Origin of the sequence: Kutzneria viridogrisea DSM 43870 (genome assembly GCF_000525635.1) — a bacterium.
Lineage (GTDB): Bacteria > Actinomycetota > Actinomycetes > Mycobacteriales > Pseudonocardiaceae > Kutzneria > Kutzneria viridogrisea.
This window is the reverse complement of sequence record NZ_CP007155.1, coordinates 33,546-48,083: the sequence shown is the minus strand read 5'-3', so window position 1 is coordinate 48,083 and position 14,538 is coordinate 33,546. Positions and strand designations below refer to the sequence as shown.

At 70.5% G+C, this 14,538-nt stretch carries 16 protein-coding genes; 8 read left to right on the top strand and 8 right to left on the bottom strand.

Annotation, left to right across the window (positions count from 1 at the left end; all coding sequences use genetic code 11):
* The first annotated feature begins 28 nt into the window (after positions 1-28).
* From KALB_RS00235 to KALB_RS00220, 4 genes are all read left to right on the top strand, one after another.
* Positions 29-556 (top strand): hypothetical protein, encoded by a 528-nt coding sequence (locus KALB_RS00235; protein WP_052360420.1) that lies wholly within the window; start codon positions 29-31, stop codon positions 554-556.
* 68 nt (positions 557-624) lie between these two features.
* The gene (locus KALB_RS00230) at positions 625-1,395 is read left to right on the top strand and encodes a YcnI family copper-binding membrane protein (protein ID WP_025353713.1); all 771 of its coding nucleotides are present in this window, start codon (positions 625-627) and stop codon (positions 1,393-1,395) included.
* Positions 1,392-1,931, top strand: a complete 540-nt coding sequence (locus tag KALB_RS00225; protein ID WP_025353712.1) for a copper resistance CopC family protein — start codon at positions 1,392-1,394, stop codon at positions 1,929-1,931. The genes KALB_RS00230 and KALB_RS00225 overlap by 4 nt, the downstream gene beginning before the upstream one ends.
* Complete coding sequence (locus KALB_RS00220) at positions 1,928-2,962, top strand: copper resistance D family protein (protein WP_025353711.1); 1,035 nt, start codon at positions 1,928-1,930, stop codon at positions 2,960-2,962. Before KALB_RS00225 ends, KALB_RS00220 begins: the two co-directional genes overlap by 4 nt.
* Before the next feature lie 49 nt (positions 2,963-3,011).
* On the opposite strand, the gene KALB_RS00215 is transcribed toward KALB_RS00220, so the two are convergent.
* The 5 genes from KALB_RS00215 to KALB_RS00195 form a co-directional block, all read right to left on the bottom strand.
* Positions 3,012-3,812: an alpha/beta fold hydrolase gene (locus KALB_RS00215; protein ID WP_025353710.1), complete on the bottom strand. Its 801-nt coding sequence runs from the start codon at positions 3,810-3,812 to the stop codon at positions 3,012-3,014.
* A gap of 136 nt (positions 3,813-3,948) precedes the next feature.
* Positions 3,949-4,356, bottom strand: a complete 408-nt coding sequence (locus KALB_RS00210; RefSeq protein WP_025353709.1) for a hypothetical protein — start codon at positions 4,354-4,356, stop codon at positions 3,949-3,951.
* A 142-nt stretch (positions 4,357-4,498) separates the two neighbouring features.
* The gene (locus tag KALB_RS00205; protein ID WP_025353708.1) at positions 4,499-4,807 is read right to left on the bottom strand and encodes a hypothetical protein; all 309 of its coding nucleotides are present in this window, start codon (positions 4,805-4,807) and stop codon (positions 4,499-4,501) included.
* Between the two features lie 101 nt (positions 4,808-4,908).
* Entirely contained in the window at positions 4,909-5,823 is a 915-nt protein-coding gene (locus KALB_RS00200) for an aminoglycoside phosphotransferase family protein (protein WP_030108327.1), read from the bottom strand.
* Complete coding sequence (locus KALB_RS00195) at positions 5,820-7,136, bottom strand: helix-turn-helix transcriptional regulator (protein WP_025353706.1); 1,317 nt, start codon at positions 7,134-7,136, stop codon at positions 5,820-5,822. Before KALB_RS00195 ends, KALB_RS00200 begins: the two co-directional genes overlap by 4 nt.
* Positions 7,137-7,412: 276 nt before the next feature.
* Between KALB_RS00195 and KALB_RS00190 the strand changes: the two genes are divergently transcribed.
* Together KALB_RS00190 and KALB_RS00185 are read left to right on the top strand one after the other, a co-directional pair.
* Positions 7,413-7,637, top strand: coding sequence for a hypothetical protein (locus tag KALB_RS00190; protein ID WP_025353705.1), 225 nt, complete (start codon positions 7,413-7,415; stop codon positions 7,635-7,637).
* 12 nt (positions 7,638-7,649) lie between these two features.
* Positions 7,650-8,015 (top strand): hypothetical protein, encoded by a 366-nt coding sequence (locus tag KALB_RS00185; protein WP_025353704.1) that lies wholly within the window; start codon positions 7,650-7,652, stop codon positions 8,013-8,015.
* 238 nt (positions 8,016-8,253) lie between these two features.
* Here the strand turns inward: KALB_RS00185 and KALB_RS00180 are convergent, their stop codons facing one another.
* Complete coding sequence (locus tag KALB_RS00180; RefSeq protein WP_025353703.1) at positions 8,254-9,528, bottom strand: MFS transporter; 1,275 nt, start codon at positions 9,526-9,528, stop codon at positions 8,254-8,256.
* Complete coding sequence (locus tag KALB_RS00175) at positions 9,528-10,841, bottom strand: GH1 family beta-glucosidase (RefSeq protein ID WP_025353702.1); 1,314 nt, start codon at positions 10,839-10,841, stop codon at positions 9,528-9,530. Before KALB_RS00175 ends, KALB_RS00180 begins: the two co-directional genes overlap by 1 nt.
* Positions 10,842-11,060: 219 nt before the next feature.
* Between KALB_RS00175 and KALB_RS00170 the strand changes: the two genes are divergently transcribed.
* Complete coding sequence (locus KALB_RS00170) at positions 11,061-11,672, top strand: TetR/AcrR family transcriptional regulator (protein ID WP_411931139.1); 612 nt, start codon at positions 11,061-11,063, stop codon at positions 11,670-11,672.
* Between the two features lie 8 nt (positions 11,673-11,680).
* On the opposite strand, the gene KALB_RS00165 is transcribed toward KALB_RS00170, so the two are convergent.
* Complete coding sequence (locus tag KALB_RS00165; RefSeq protein ID WP_025353700.1) at positions 11,681-12,886, bottom strand: amino acid deaminase/aldolase; 1,206 nt, start codon at positions 12,884-12,886, stop codon at positions 11,681-11,683.
* Positions 12,887-12,974: 88 nt separating this feature from the next.
* Here KALB_RS00165 and KALB_RS00160 point away from each other — a divergent pair, with 88 nt between their 5' ends.
* Positions 12,975-14,318, top strand: coding sequence for a D-arabinono-1,4-lactone oxidase (locus KALB_RS00160; RefSeq protein WP_025353699.1), 1,344 nt, complete (start codon positions 12,975-12,977; stop codon positions 14,316-14,318).
* Positions 14,319-14,538: the final 220 nt, after the last annotated feature.

The following is a 14,538-nucleotide window of genomic DNA, read 5'->3' as shown; positions in this document are numbered from 1 at the left end:
TGCCGAGGTGAACCCCTACTCTCATCGGGTGGCGCGACGGCATCCCCCGATCCGCGGCGCGGTGCGTGCACTGCGCGGCGGGATGCTGGCCACCAGCTCCACCGCGCTGGCGGTGACCGCGCACGGGGTGTCCGGTGGCGGCTGGTCGGAGGTCCTGCCCGCGCTGCCGATGACCCTGCTGGTCGGGCTGGCCGGTACCGCGCTGGCCGACCGGGGCCGCGGCAGTTGGACGATCCTGGGTGCGCTGGGCGTGGCCGAACTCGCCCAGCACTCGCTGCTGTCGGTGATGGGCGGGGAGCACTACATCACAGTGCCCCAGGTCATGCTGTGCGCGCACGTGATCGCGGTGCTGCTCACGGCCGCGCTGCTGGCCAGGGCGGACGCGGCGGTGGTCGCCGTGGCCTCGGCCGTGGCCCGGCTGGTGCCGCTCGCCCTGTCGCTGTGCCCCCCTCCCTTCGCCGCCCCGCGCCCCGCCGTGCCCACGCACTCCGGGCACGTGCTCGACGTGCTGCTGCGCAGGGTGTGCACGCGCCGGGGCCCGCCGGTTCTCTCCTGATCCGCGTAATCCCCCGACAACGACCGGTCAGCGCACCGGCCGTCCCCTCACGTCCCCAGGAGAGCCCCGTGTCCACTCTGCGCACCTCCGCGCGCGTCGGCAGCGTCCTCGCCGTGGCAGGCATCGCCGCGCTGCTGTCGGCCCTGCCCGCCTCGGCCCACGTCACCGCGAACACCGCCAAGGCCGTCCAGGGCGGCTTCGCCAAGATCACCTTCAAGGTGCCCAACGAGGACCCCACCGCCGGCACCACGAAGGTCGTCGTGAACTTCTCGCAGGACTACCCGGTCCCTGGCGCCTCGGTGAAGCCGGTGCCGGGCTGGAAGGCCCAGGTCGAGATCGCCGACCTGCCCAAGCCGATCAAGGAGAACAAGGCCGACGTCAGCAAGGCGGTCAAGACGATCACCTGGACGGCCGACCCCGGCACCAGGATCAACCCCGGTGAGTTCCAGGAGTTCGACGTCTCCGCGGGCCCGCTGCCCGACGACACCGACGTGCTGACCTTCCCCGCCGTGCAGACCTACGACAGCGGCAAGGTCGTCAACTGGACCGACCCGACGCCCAAGGCCGGGCAGCAGGAGCCGGAGCACCCCTCGCCCTCGATCAAGCTGGCGACCAAGGCCAACGACCCCGGCACCATGGACATGACCGGGCACGACTCCGCCGCGGCGGGCGGCTCGGCCCCCGCGGCGGCGGGCACCGCGGGCACCGACGACACGGCCCGCTGGCTGGGCGGTGCCGGACTGGTGGTCGGCGCCCTGGGCCTGGGGCTGGGTGCCGGTGCCGTGCTGCGCAGCCGCAGGCCCGCCGCGAGCGGTGCCGAGGGGAGCAAGTCCGAGTGAAGCGGTTCGCCGTGTCCCTGCTGCTGGCGGTGGGGGCGATGCTGGGCCTGGCCGTGCCCGCGTTCGCGCACAACGTGCTGATCAGCAGCGATCCCAAGGACGGCGCCTCCGTCGAGGTGGGTCCGAGCCAGGTCACGCTGAACTTCGACCTGCCCATCCAGGCGGGCGACTTCAACGTGGTCACGGTGAACGGCCCGGGCGGCACCCGCTGGGAGGGCGGGGCCGCCACCGTGGCGGGCAGCTCGATCTCGGCCCCGGTGCGGCCGCTGGGCGCGGCGGGCGAGTACACCGTCGGGTACCGGATCCTGTCCGCCGACGGCCACCCGGTGTCCGGGGCGGTGAAGTTCACGCTCAGCAAGGCGGGCACCGGCACCCCGGCCACGCCGAGCAGCACCGCGGCGGCCTCGCCGGGTGCGTCCGCTGACGGCGGCGGCATGCCGGTGTGGCCCTGGGTCGTGGGCGGCGTGCTGCTGCTGGCGGTCGGTGTCGTGGTGGCGCTGCGGGCGGGCAGCAGCAAGGAGGACGAGTCGAAGTGACGGCTACCCGGACCACCGCGCGCAACGGGTACGGCCTGGTCGGCGGGCTGGTGCTGGCCGCTGTCGCCGGGGCGCTGATCGGCACCTCGCTCACCGGTGAGACACCGGTGCCCGGGGTGGCCGAACCCGGCGTGGTGGTCCGGTTCGGGCTGCCGCTGGTGCGGGTGCTGCTGGACGTGTCCGCGCTGGGCACGGTCGGGCTGAGCCTGCTGCCGATGCTGCTCGGCTTCGACCGGCCCACGCAGACCGAGCCGGTGCTGCGGCTGGCCCGCAGGGCCGCGGTGATCACCTCTGCGGGCTGGGTCGTCGGTGCCCTGCTGTCGCTGGTGTTCCAGACCGCCGACCTGCACCCGGACCAGGGGCCTACCATCGGCTCGATCGTGGACTACGTGCGCACCATCGGCGCGGGCCAGGCGCTGGTGATCAGCGCGGTGGTCGCGCTGATCTACCTGGGCTTCGCCGTGCTGGCCGTGCGGCACGGCGAGTCGGTGCCCGCCGAGCTGCGGGTGGTGCTGTCGGTGTTCGGCCTGCTGCCCATCCCGGTCACCGGGCACGCCTCGAACTTCGGGCTGGCCTGGGGCGGGCACGGCCTGACCATGGTCTCGATGGAGCTGCACGTCATGGCGGCGGCGGGCTGGACCGGTGGGCTGGCCGCACTGGGTGTGCTGGTGGCCAGCAACCGGACGTTGCTGGCCACCGCGCTGCCCAAGTTCTCCAAGCTGGCCACCCTGTGCATCGCCGTGGTCGGGGTGACCGGCCTGGTCAACGCCTTCCTCACGCTCTACGAGACGCCCGGAGTCGACCCGGTCGGCGGCCTGTTCACCACCCACTACGGCTGGATCGTGCTGGGCAAGCTGGCCTGCTTCGCTGTGCTCGCCGCGCTGGGCGCGAACATCCGGTTCCGGCTGCTGCCGCTGATCGTGCAGCACCAGCGGGTGTCCGCGCTGGTCAGCTGGATCTCGCTGGAGGTCGCGGTGATGGGCCTGGCCTACGGGCTGGCCGTGGTGCTCACCCGCGCTCCCGTGGCGTGACTCTCCCGCGCGCGACGGGAACCGACCTGCCGGGCGGGAGTCCGATCGCTCAGATGCCGGCGGCCTGAGTGCTTGCGCTGCCCTGCAACAGCACCGATGCCACCTGTGCGGGGTCGTCGCTCATCGGCACGTGACCGCAGCCGGGCAGCGGGATGTGCCGGGCGGCGGGCAGCGCACGGCGGGCGCGTTTCGCCTGGTAGGGCAGCAGCAGGCTGTCCCGGGTGCCCCAGGCGATCGTCACCGGGATGTCCTCGGGGATCTGCCCGGCGAAGGGCGTGCCCTCCTTGACGATCGCCTTGTAGGCGGGCCACGCGATCTTGAACGCCTCGTAGTCGTGCAGCGCCTGGTCCGGGTCCAGCCTGCCCGGGTGCGCCACGATCGCGGCGTACATCAGGCCGCGGCCGAGGGCGCTGCGGGTCAGCTTCGGCACGGCGGGCTCGATGACCCGGCCGATGCCGCGCATCGTGCCGAACACCGCCTTGGTGTAGCTGAAGTCCCAGTTGGCACGCCAGAAACCGGCCGGCGACAGCACGGTCGCCGACCGGACCTGGCCACGTACCGCCAGCTCCAGAGCCAGTCGACCACCCAGTGAGTTGCCCGCGACATGTGGACGCGACACCCCCAGGGCCGCGCACAACTGTCCGAGCTGGTCGATCGTCTGGTCGAGCGCGGTACCCGCCGAGGGATCCAGTGTGGGGGACTCGCCGTGGCCCGGCAGGTCGACCATGATCAGGTCGCGGTGCGGGGCCAGCCGGTCCACCAGCGGTGCCCAGGCCTGCCTGCGGTGAGTGACACCGTGCAGCAGGACGAGCGGTTCGCCTGAGCCGGTCCGTTCGTACGCCAACGCCATGAGGACACCTCCGCGCCTACCTACTCGCGGTAACTATACCGACAAGTAACACCCGTGCCACGGCGATCAACCCGGGCGAGGCGTTCCGGCAGGCGCGGAGGGTTTCCCGCAGGAGGGGAGTCTGCGGGAGGCTTCCTCAGCCGTTGTTCAGCCACTCCTTGATCATCTTCTCCCACTGGCGGTCGTCAGTGGTCTCCATGAATTCCTTGCGGTTGATCAGGAGGTAGAACTCGCCCTGCACCGTGCTGTCGATGATGAGGGGCTTACCGGCGTTGAGCAGACCGCCGATGAAACGGCCGTAGTGCTCGGTGAACTCCGTCTTCACGGACTTGATGTCCGCACGCGTGAGCTCGAGGTCGCCGCTGTCGCTCCACTGGCTGAGAACCAGCTTGTCGTCGTAGAGCGTCACATCACCCCGGCGCTGGAACAGGGCCTTCTGGCTGACACCAGCAGCCACCTTGTCCGCACCCGTCTTGCGGGACAACTCGTCCGTGGTCGCACCGACGTAGTTGCCCTGTGCAATCGCTGCTTGGTTCGAAGTCACGAGATGAATACTTCCCTTTTCGAGTGCCGATCGCATCGACACATAGACCAGATCGCCGTAACTTTGGTAGAAGCCCCGGCAACTTTGGTAGGGCAGCGCCCGCGATCAGGTCTTCCAGGCAGGTTTTCCCTGCACAACCGCGTCAGTCGCGGTCGATGACCTGCGCGGCGGATGGCTGCTTGCGCAGGGTGGTCAGCCTGCCCAGCACGCCCTGTCCCCTGCGCTCCAGCTCCTTGCGGTCGATCCAGCCCGCCGCGTAGTGCCGGTACGCCTGGGAGAGCATGACGAGCTCGGCGAGGTAGTCGGCGGACCTTCGGCGCCTGGCCTCGGGCAGCGCGGGCAGCAGCGGCAGCTGGCTGTCCACCACCTCGTCCAGCAGCTGCGCGGTGCGCAGGGCACGCCTGGCCCGCCACCCGGTCCACGCGAAGAAACGCCTTCTACCAAAGCCCATCACAGTGACAGCCCACCTCGCCGCCGTACGCACGCCCCCCGAGGACGTCGTGATGCCTCTGGAGTCGTTCGGGGCCGAAATTGCGTTACCGGGATGTGACGCTACCGGTAGGGGGCCCACCGGGAGAAGATGTCCCCGGCACGAACTGAGCGCAGCCGGCGGCGCAGCTCCGAGCGGATGTTCGGGTTGCTGCGGGCTATCGGCAGGACAGCGGCGGTGAGCTTGAGCTCACGCACCTCGCGCAGCACCGCGAAACCATCCCATTGGGTGACGTCGAAGCCGTACGCCTCGGCCAGCTGGGCGTGCTTGTTGACGGTGTGGTGGAACCGCAGCTGCCCGACCGCGATCGGCACCAGGTCCCACTCGCGCGGGCCGAGCACGGTGGTGTCGAAGTCGCACAGCACCGTGCCGCCGGGCGTGGTGATCAGGTTGCCCAGGTGCGCGTCCCCGTGCACCACCCCGCGGGGCAGCTCGTAGCGGACCTCGCCGAGCCGGGCCTCCACCTCGTCACAGCGGCGCAGCAGGAACTCCACGTCATCGGGGTCCCAGCCCTCGGCGTCACCGATCCGCCTGCGCAGGTCGTCGATCGGGTTCCACTCCGGCAGGCTCGCGTCCTCCACCGGGATCTCGTGCATCTGCTTGAGCAGCACCGCCAGCTCGGCGACGGTGGGCTCCTCGCCGGTGTCCGGCACCTCCTGCCAGAACGTGGCCGAGTGCACGCCGATGTGCAGCGGCTGCGGCACGTCGGGCAGCAGCTCCACGGCGGGCACCCCGTAGTCGGCGAGCAGCTTGGCCGCGTTCACCACGTTGTCGGCCCGGTGCCGCAGGCCCGGTGTCAGCACGATCCGCACCACGACCGGGTGCCGGGCGAGCCGGAACACGGCGTTGTTCACGAAGCGGATGAGCTCCGCACCTGTCGCGTCGAGGCCCACCTCCTCGCACGCCTTGGCGAGGACGGCCCGCAGCCGTTCCCTCGTCGATCGCCCGTCAGACACCGAAGCCGTCACAGTGGTCATACCGTCCGATACACCTTGATCCGCTCGGCCAGGTCCAGCGCGGCCGAGTTGTTCTTGCGCCTGCTCGCTTCCAGCTGGAGCGGCTTGAGCCGGTCCGAGATGCGCTTGGACTTGATCGCATCGCCCAGCTTCATGGCCTGGTTGCCGACCTTCACCCCCTGATCCACGTCACCGACCCGCATGTGGTTCTCGGCCAGCATGCTCAGCCCGAACACGTGGGTGCGCTGCATGTTGCTCTCGTAGCCGTCGTTGCACTTGATCAGCTCGTTGACCGCGAGCGGCGCGTACTTGAGGCGGTTCTCCTCGAACTCGCCCAGGGCGCTCAGCGCCGAGCCGATCATCCCGTGCAGGTCGTTGACGTCGAAGAACTTGACCCAGCCGGGCGCTTCCTCACCCTGCGCCCGCTCGAACTCGTCGCGGGTCCGCCCGATCATGCGCTGCACCTGGTCCTGCCGGTTCAGCCTGCCGTAGGCCCAGGCCTCGTTCGCGCAGAGCACGGCCACGGTCAGCGCGGACCCCGACTCCTGGGCCGCGATCTGGCCCAGCTGGAACATCTTCAGCGCCTCACCGGCCGCGTCGTTGTGCAGGTAGACCCGGCCCATCCGGTACAGGATGTTGGCGACCAGGCCGTTGTCCCCGCCGAGCTTGGCCAGCTCCAGCGCCTTCGCGAAGTGCGTGCGCGCCGAGTCCAGCAGGCCGGTGTCGAAGGAGGTCCACCCGGCCAGGCTGTGCATGTCGGCCACGGCCTTGTAGAGCCTGTTCTGCACCACGTCGGAGGCGGTCACCTCCAGCAGCTGCCGCGTCCAGGACAGCTGGGCGACCACGGCGTCGCGGCAGAAGCCGCCGCCGTACTGGTAGTCCAGCGAGCGCAGCGCTCGCGTGGCCGCCTCGATCTGCCGGACGTCGGTCAGTCCGATCCGGTTCGGGGTCGGTGTCTGCGCCGCGGTCGGCACCCACGCGCCGCTCTCCGGGCCGAGTACCTGGGCGCCCATCGTCACCGAGGCCGCGTGCTGGAGGAACCGGCGGCGCTTGGCCTCCTCGTCCTCACGCTGCTCGGCCTCGTCCGCCCCGCCGACCACCTTGAGCGCGGTGGCCTCGTCGTAGGCCAGGCCCATGTAGCCGCGTGGCACACCGAGGCCGTCGGCGATCCTGGCCAGCACGTCGTAGGCCATGACCTGGCGGCCCTTGAGGATCTCCGAGACCTCGGACTGGGACTGGCCGGTGAGGGCCGCGATCTGACGCTGGGACACGCCAACCCGTCGCAGCTGCTTGTAGACGGAACTGACGTCCCGTGCAGCCAGCGCGTCGCGCATCTCCTGGCGCTCCCAGTTGTCCGGCGTAACTGGAGAGCTCTGGGAACCGATGGTGTTCAATTCCGCCCCCTCACGGTTCGACGGGCGTCATCCGAAGAGTAAGGGCACTTCTCCCCGGCGGTGAAGCCCTGATCGGCAGGGCTGATCGGTCGGGCCGAACCTGGCTGACCGTTCACCGTGCATCTCCCACCGATCAGCGCTGTGACACCCCACTACGTTTCAACTGGTCCCAATCTAGTTTTCCGTAAGCGGTCGAGCACGGAGGGACACAGCAGCGTGGATCTGGTCGAGCGAGCTGCCACCCCCTCCGTCGGCACCCGGCGCGCATGGCGCATCCACTGCAGCGATGTGGTTAACCGGGAGCGGTGCCTGACCGTCGTCGTGGACAAGGGCAAGGTGGTCCTCGTCGGACCTCCTGGCGAGACCGCGGTGCTGTCCGCTGGCCAGCTCGGCCAGCTGAGGACGGCGCTGCGCGAGGCCGCCGACCAGGCGGAAAGGTGACGGTGAACTTCCGTGGACGAGATTCTCGGCCAGGTTCTGAGGAACGCGGTGTGGGAACGCCTGGACATGCTCTCCGAGCTGGCCAACCAGGCTGACGCCCCCTCGCTGCTCTCCGTCGCCCGCTCCGAACTGCCCCGGCTGACCGACGGCTGGCGCGCACTGCTCGCCGCGCACGAGCCCGACGAGCGTGGCAACTGCCCCGAGTGCTCGACCCGCTGGAGGCAGCAGAAGTCCCCGTGCTCGGTCTGGCGTGCCGCCTACGAGCACCTGGTTGCCGGCGGCCTCGCCGCCCGCCCAGCACGACACATGCTCAGCCACCAGGAGCAGCCAGCCCCCGTTCAGCGAGGAGCACACCGAACCGCGCTGGCTGCCCACTAGCTGGCGGTTCCAGCCAGTCCGGGAAACCCCGACCCCGGACGAGCCGGACCACCGCCAACGGCCGACGACCCGGAGACGCCCGAACCCCCGACCGAGACGTACCGGGTCGTCGGCCTAAAACTCCACAAGCTCCCGCGGGCCGGTGCTGTGTGCACCACGCCTCCCAACCGGCACCGGCCCGCGGTCACCAAACTCGGCGTTGGTGTCTGTTTTCCCCGGACAGGCACCAACGCCGTCCTCATGTCACGGCCCTGATCCTGGTGACCATGAAGCCGCCGACCAGCGTGGCGACGGCGGACAGGGCGAACAGCGCGGGGTAGCCGCCGGTGGTGCCGAGCACCAGACCGGCCACGACCGGGGCGATCACCAGGGGCAGCGAGTTGGCCACGTTGATGACACCGAGGTCCTTGGCCCGGTTCGAGGCGGCGGGCAGCACCTGGGTGAGCACGGCGAGCGCCACCGCCCAGTAGACGCCGAAGCCGACCCCGAGCAGTGGGGCCGCGACCAGGGCGGCGGGCCAGCTCTGCGACACCACGAGCACCGCCGCGGCCAGGGCCATGACCAGCGAGGACGCCACCACGTAGGGCTTGCGGCGCCCCGAGGAGTCCGACATCCGGCCGGCGACCAGCGCGCCGATGATCAGCGCGACCCCGTACAGCGCCATCAGGATCAGCAGACCGGTGGTGGGGTCCGGGTAGTGCACGGCGTCGGCCAGGAAGTACAGCAGGTACAGGGTGCCAAGGGCGTTGCCGAAGTTGACCATGAAGTGGGTGCCCCACCCCCAGCCGAAGTCGGGGTGCCGCCGCGGCGAGATCCACAGGTTCGCCACCACCTCGCGGAACCGGCCGCCCGGCCGCAGCCGCCTCGGCAACACGGCGTCCGGGGTGCACAGCACGAAGGCCAGCGCCCCCAGCACGACCAGCACCGCACAGGCCGCGTAACCAGGCGAGATGCCGGTGATCACCACCGAGACCAGTGCCGCACCGGCCACCGTGCCGAGCATCTGGCTGATCCCGATGAAGCCGCCGATCTCGGCGCGCTGGTCCACCGGGACCCGGTCGGGCAGCGCTGCGGTGAGGCTGGCCAGCATGCCGTTCAACCCGGCTTGCACCAGCGACCAGCCGAGCACCATGACCGGCACGTTCGGCGCCGCGGCCAGCACGAGCAGGCCGACCGCACCCAGCGCGGCGCCGAGCAGGGTCCACGGGTGGCGCCTGCCCAGGCGCGAGCAGGTGCGGTCCGACAGTGCGCCGATCACCGGGTTGGCGAACAGGGCCACCACCGCGCCGATGCCCGTGACCAGGCTGAACACCGCTTCCTTGTCGCTGTGGGCGAGCAACTCGGCCTGCTCCGGCAGCAGCACCTGGATGGGCGCGTAGATGCCCAGCCAGAGCCCGAGGTTGGCCAGGAACAGCAGGGTGGTCCAGCCGCCGCGGACTTTGGTCACGGGTTCGGTGAGCGCACGGTCTCCGTCGTCGAACGGTCCTCCGTCCAGCTCAGCGGCCTGGGCCATCAGCGGGTACCCCCGATCAGCGCCCGGTACCAGTGGAAGGAGGACTTCGGGGTACGGCACTGGGTCGTGTAGTCCACGTCGACCAGGCCGAACCTCGGCTGGTAGCCCTTGGACCACTCGAAGTTGTCCAGCAGGGACCACACGAAGTAGCCCCGCACGTCCACGCCCTGCTGCATCGCCGCGTGCAGCGCGCGCAGGTGGCCGTCCAGGAACTCGATGCGCTGCTGGTCGTCCACCCCGTCGTAGCTGCACCCGTTCTCGGTGATGTACACCGGTGGCAGCGCGGACCCGTGCCGGTCGCGCAGTTCGAGCAGGAACTGCCGGAACCCGTCCGGCACGACCGGCGAGCCGTTGGTGGTCATCGGGTAGCCCTCGACGGCGCCCAGGTCGAAGGGCAGCGGGTTGCCCTCGGACGGGGCGCTGACCTGGGTCGGCTCGTAGTAGTTGACCCCGTAGAGGTCCAGCGGGGCGGCGATGGTCGGCAGGTCCTCGGCGAACCCGGTGGGCAGCAGCGGGTGCAACTGCTCGGGGTAGCTGCCGGCGAGCACCGGGTCGGCGAACAGCCAGTTCAGCAGGTCGCTTGCGTAGTCGGCGGCTGCCCGGTCGGCGGCCGAGTCGGTGGCCGACCAGATCGGGCCGTGGTTGTTGGCGGTGCCGATCTGCCGTGCGCCCGCCGCGCGCAGCGCCTGCACGGCCAGCCCGTGTGCGAGGTTCTGGTGGTGCGCGGTCGGCACCGAGTCGAGCAGCAGGAACTGGCCCGGTGCGTACTGGCCGATCCCGTAGCCGTAGACGGTCGTCACCATCGGCTCGTTGAGCGGGATCCACATCGCCACCCGGTCGGCGAGCCGCTCCCCCACCAGCGCCGCGTAGTCCGCGAAGTGCTTGGCGGTGTCCCTGGACAGCCAGCCGCCCGCGTCCTCGACCGGCTGCGGGGTGTCCCAGTGGTAGAGCGTGGCTGCGGGCGCGATGCCCGCCTCGCACAGCGCGTCCACCAGCCGGTCGTAGAAGCCGAGCCCCTCGGCGTTGGCCGGTCCGGTGCCCTCGGGCTGGATCCTCGGCCAGGCGATGGAGAACCGGTACGCGTCGACGCCGAGCTGGGACATCAGCGCGATGTCCTCGGGGTAGCGGTGGTAGTGGTCGCAGGCCACCTCCCCGGTGTGACCGGAGTACACCCGATCGGGTGTCGCGCAGAAGGTGTCCCAGGTGGATCGTCCCCTGCCACCCTCGGAGACGGCACCCTCTACCTGGTACGCCGAGGTGGAGACACCCCACAAGAAGCCATCGGGGAAGGACGGGAGGGCAGGCTCAGTCATGGCACCACCTCAGTTACTGGCGTTACCCGCCGGTAGACGTGAAACTTGTTCGGATCCTAGGCGTGTTGGACGTCACAGGGAAGTGCCTGCCCGGGGTCACCGGCAAGATGACCTCCTATCGCCGTCACTCGAGGAGTCAGCGTGTCCGCCAAAGACCTTCTTGCAGGGTCGAACGTCAAGTCCGATGACCTGCGTACGGGGTCGGCCATCGTCACGGAGGTGACTCCCCTGCGTCGCAAGCCGGTGCAGCAGCGCAGCGCCCAGCGCGTGGAACGCATGCTGGAGGCCTGCGCGGCACTGATCGAGGAGGTCGGCTACGACGGGGTGACGACAACACTGATCGCCGAGCGGGCCGGGGTGGCGGTCGGCTCCCTGTACCAGTTCTTCCCGGACAAGCGGGCGGTCGTGCAGGCGCTGACCCTGCGCAACCTGGAGCGGTTCATGGCCGTGGTGGTCCAGCGCTTCGAGTCCACCGAGCTGGACCACTGGTGGGACGCGGTCGACTCGATGTTCGACGTGTACGTGGAGATGCACCGCACGGTGCCCGCGTTCAGCAGACTGCACTTCGGCGACGTGGTGGACACCCGCCTGCTGGACGAGGGCAAGGACAACAACACCGTGATCGCCGAGGGGCTCGCCGCGATCATCGCGCAGCGCTTCGACCGGTCGATGGACGAGCTGGCCCTGCCCGTGGCGGTGGCCATCGAGGCCGCCGACGGGGTGTTGAAGTTCGCCTTCCGGCGCAACGACAGCGGGGACCAGAAGGTGGTCGACGAGGCCAAATCGATGATCAAGGGCTACCTGTCGACCCGGCTGGGCGACCCCGAGTAGCACCCGGCTCAGCCGAACGCGTGGCCCTCGCCCCGGTAGGTGGGGGCCGTGCGTTCGACCTGGTAACCGCGGACCAAGTGGAACTCACGGAAGCGCTCCGCCAGCTCACCGGCCTTGGCGTGCCGCAGCCACACCCGGTCGCCGACCCCGAGCTGCGCGACGGCCTTGCCGACCACCGGGGTCTGCACCTCGCCCGCGCCCTCCAGCGCGGTCAGCTTCAGCCCGGTCGGCAGGTACGGGGTGGGCACGCGGTCCGGACCGATCGGCCCGGAGGCCAGGTAGCCCCCGGCGAACAGGGTCGCCGAGTGCGGCCCCGGCCTGCGCACCACCGGCAGCGCGAACAGTGCGGCGGGCCGTGGCTGGAAGCCCTGGTAGGTGTCGAACAGGGTGGGCCCGAGCAGCCCCGACCCCGCCGCCAGCTCGGTGACCGCGCTCTCCTCGGCGGTGCGCTCCAGGCTGCCGGTGCCACCGCCGTTGACGAACTCCAGCGGGGTGAGCGCGCTGACCGCGGCCACCGCCTCCGCCCTGCGCCCGGCCAGCTCGCTCGCCGAGTGGCGCTGCATCCAGCGCACGGCCGCGGCGCGCAGCGGCTTGCCGGGCGGGGCGTCGCCGATGCCGGCGATCTGCCCCTCGTAGGCCATGATGCCGACCAGCGTGAACCCCGGCCTGGCCAGCACCTGCTTGGCCAGCGCGAGGGCATCGGCCGGGGTGTGCACCGGCGAGCGCAGCGGCCCGACGTGCACCGCCCGCGAACCGCGCAGGGGCCGCCAGGAGGCGTCCAGTTCCAGGCAGACCCGGATGTCGGGGTGTCCGCCGCCCAGCGCCGCGTCGACCAGGTCCAGGTGCCGCACGGAGTCGACCATGATCGTGACCGCGGCCCGCGCCGCCTCGTCCACGGCCAGCTTCTGCAGTGCGGCCCGGTCCACCGTCGGGTAGCCGACCAGCACGTCCTGGCTGACTCCCTCGGCGACCAGCCATCTCGCCTCGTCCAGCGAGTACGCCATCACACCCGCGTAGCCGGGCAGCTCCAGCACCCGTTCCAGCAGGGTGCGGCAGCGGACCGACTTGCTGGCAACGCGGATCGGCCGGCCGGCCGCCCTGCGCACCAACTCGGTGGCGTTGTGGTCGAAGGCGTCCAGGTCGACGATCGCCAGCGGTGGGTCGATGCCCTCGGTGGCGGCGTCGTAGCGGACGCGCTGCTGTTGCGGTGACACCCTTGCACGGTACGACCGAACACCTTGAAAGGTGAATACTTTTCACCTAACTTGTGTGCACCGGATCACACGATCGCGGAGGGCAACGATGGTCGGACGCATCCCGACGGGCACCAGGTCGGCACGTCCCGCGCCGTGGCAGAACTGGGCGGGCACTGAGCGGTGCCACCCGGTGCACGTGGCCCGGCCCGGCAGCGTGGAGGGCATCGCCGAGGCGGTCCGCAACGCCGCCAGGGACGGGTTCACCGTGCGCCCGAGGGGCAGCGGGCACTCGTTCACCGGGGTCGCCGCGACCGACGGCGTGGCGATGGACCTCGGCGAGTGGTCCGGACTGGTCAGTGCCGAGGGCTCGACGGGACTGGTCACGGTGCGCTCCGGCACCCCGCTGCACCAGCTGAACTCCGAACTGGACCGGCTCGGCCTGGCCATGGCCAATCTCGGCGACATCGACACGCAGACCGTGTCCGGGGCGATCTCCACCGGGACGCACGGCACCGGCGCCCGGCTCGGCGGGCTGGCCACGCAGGTGCGCGGGCTCGAACTGGTGCTCGCCGACGGGTCCATGGTCAGCTGCTCCCCCGGCGAACGCCCCGAGCTGTTCAGCGCGGCGCGGGTCGGCCTCGGCGCACTGGGCGTGATCAGCACGGTCACCCTCCAGTGCGTGCCCTCGTTCGTGCTGCACGCCAGGGAGTACCCCGGTCGGCTGGACGAGATCCTGGAGCGGTTCGACGAGCTGACCGAGTCCGAGGACCACGTGGAGTTCCACTGGTTCCCGCACGGCGACCGCGTGCTGGTGAAGCGGAACACGCGACTGCCCGCGGGCACCGCGCCGGAGCCGATGTCGCGGGCTCGGCGGTTCTACGAGTACGAGCTCATGGAGAACGGTGCGTTCGGCCTGGTCTGCCGGCTCGGCCGCGCGATCCCGTCCACCGTGCCCGCGCTGAACCGCATGGTCGCCAACCTGGTGTCCGAGCGCTCGTACAGCGACGTGTCGCACCGGGTGTTCACCACGCCCCGGCGGGTGCGGTTCGTGGAGTCGGAGTACGCCGTGCCGCGCGAGTCGCTGCACGAGGTGCTGCGCGAGTTCCGCGCCTCGATGCCCACGCTGAAGCACCCCGTGATCGTCCCGGTGGAGGTGCGAGTTGCCGCCGCGGACGACATCCCGCTGTCCACCGCGTACGGCAGGGACACCGCCTACATCGCGATCCACCAGTACCTCGGCATGCCCTACCGGGACTACTTCGACCGCTTCGAGTCGATCGTCGGCGCGGTGGGCGGCCGCCCGCACTGGGGCAAGATGCACACCCTGCGCGCCGAGGACCTCGCCGAGCGGTACCCGAGGTTCGAGGACTTTCGGAAAGTCCGTGCCGCGGTGGACCCCGACGGGGTGTTCCGCAACGCGTACCTGGACCGCGTGCTCGGCCAGCCGTGACCCTGCGTCAGTGTGCACACCTGTGTGTTACTGAGTCGCCACTCAAGGGATTCGCCCAGCTCCGGGTATGCGCAAACGTTTGTCCACAGCTGGCCGAGTTGTCCACAGGCTGTGCGTGAGCATGATCCACAACGGGGGTGCGCGGTAGACTGGATGCGGGACGCCCCCCGGTGAGGGTGGGGGGTTCACTGAACAGGTTCAGGGCGGGGAAAGATGCTGT

Coding starts and splice junctions, on each gene's coding strand:
- KALB_RS00180 (WP_025353703.1), bottom strand. CDS start 9,528: ATGGCCCAGGCCGCTGAGCTGGACGGAGGACCGTTCGACGACGGAGAC.
- KALB_RS00205 (WP_025353708.1), bottom strand. CDS start 4,807: ATGGGCTTTGGTAGAAGGCGTTTCTTCGCGTGGACCGGGTGGCGGGCC.
- KALB_RS00215 (WP_025353710.1), bottom strand. CDS start 3,812: ATGGCGTTGGCGTACGAACGGACCGGCTCAGGCGAACCGCTCGTCCTG.
- KALB_RS00160 (WP_025353699.1), top strand. CDS start 12,975: ATGGTCGGACGCATCCCGACGGGCACCAGGTCGGCACGTCCCGCGCCG.
- KALB_RS00200 (WP_030108327.1), bottom strand. CDS start 5,823: ATGACCACTGTGACGGCTTCGGTGTCTGACGGGCGATCGACGAGGGAA.
- KALB_RS00175 (WP_025353702.1), bottom strand. CDS start 10,841: ATGACTGAGCCTGCCCTCCCGTCCTTCCCCGATGGCTTCTTGTGGGGT.
- KALB_RS00195 (WP_025353706.1), bottom strand. CDS start 7,136: ATGCGCGACGCGCTGGCTGCACGGGACGTCAGTTCCGTCTACAAGCAG.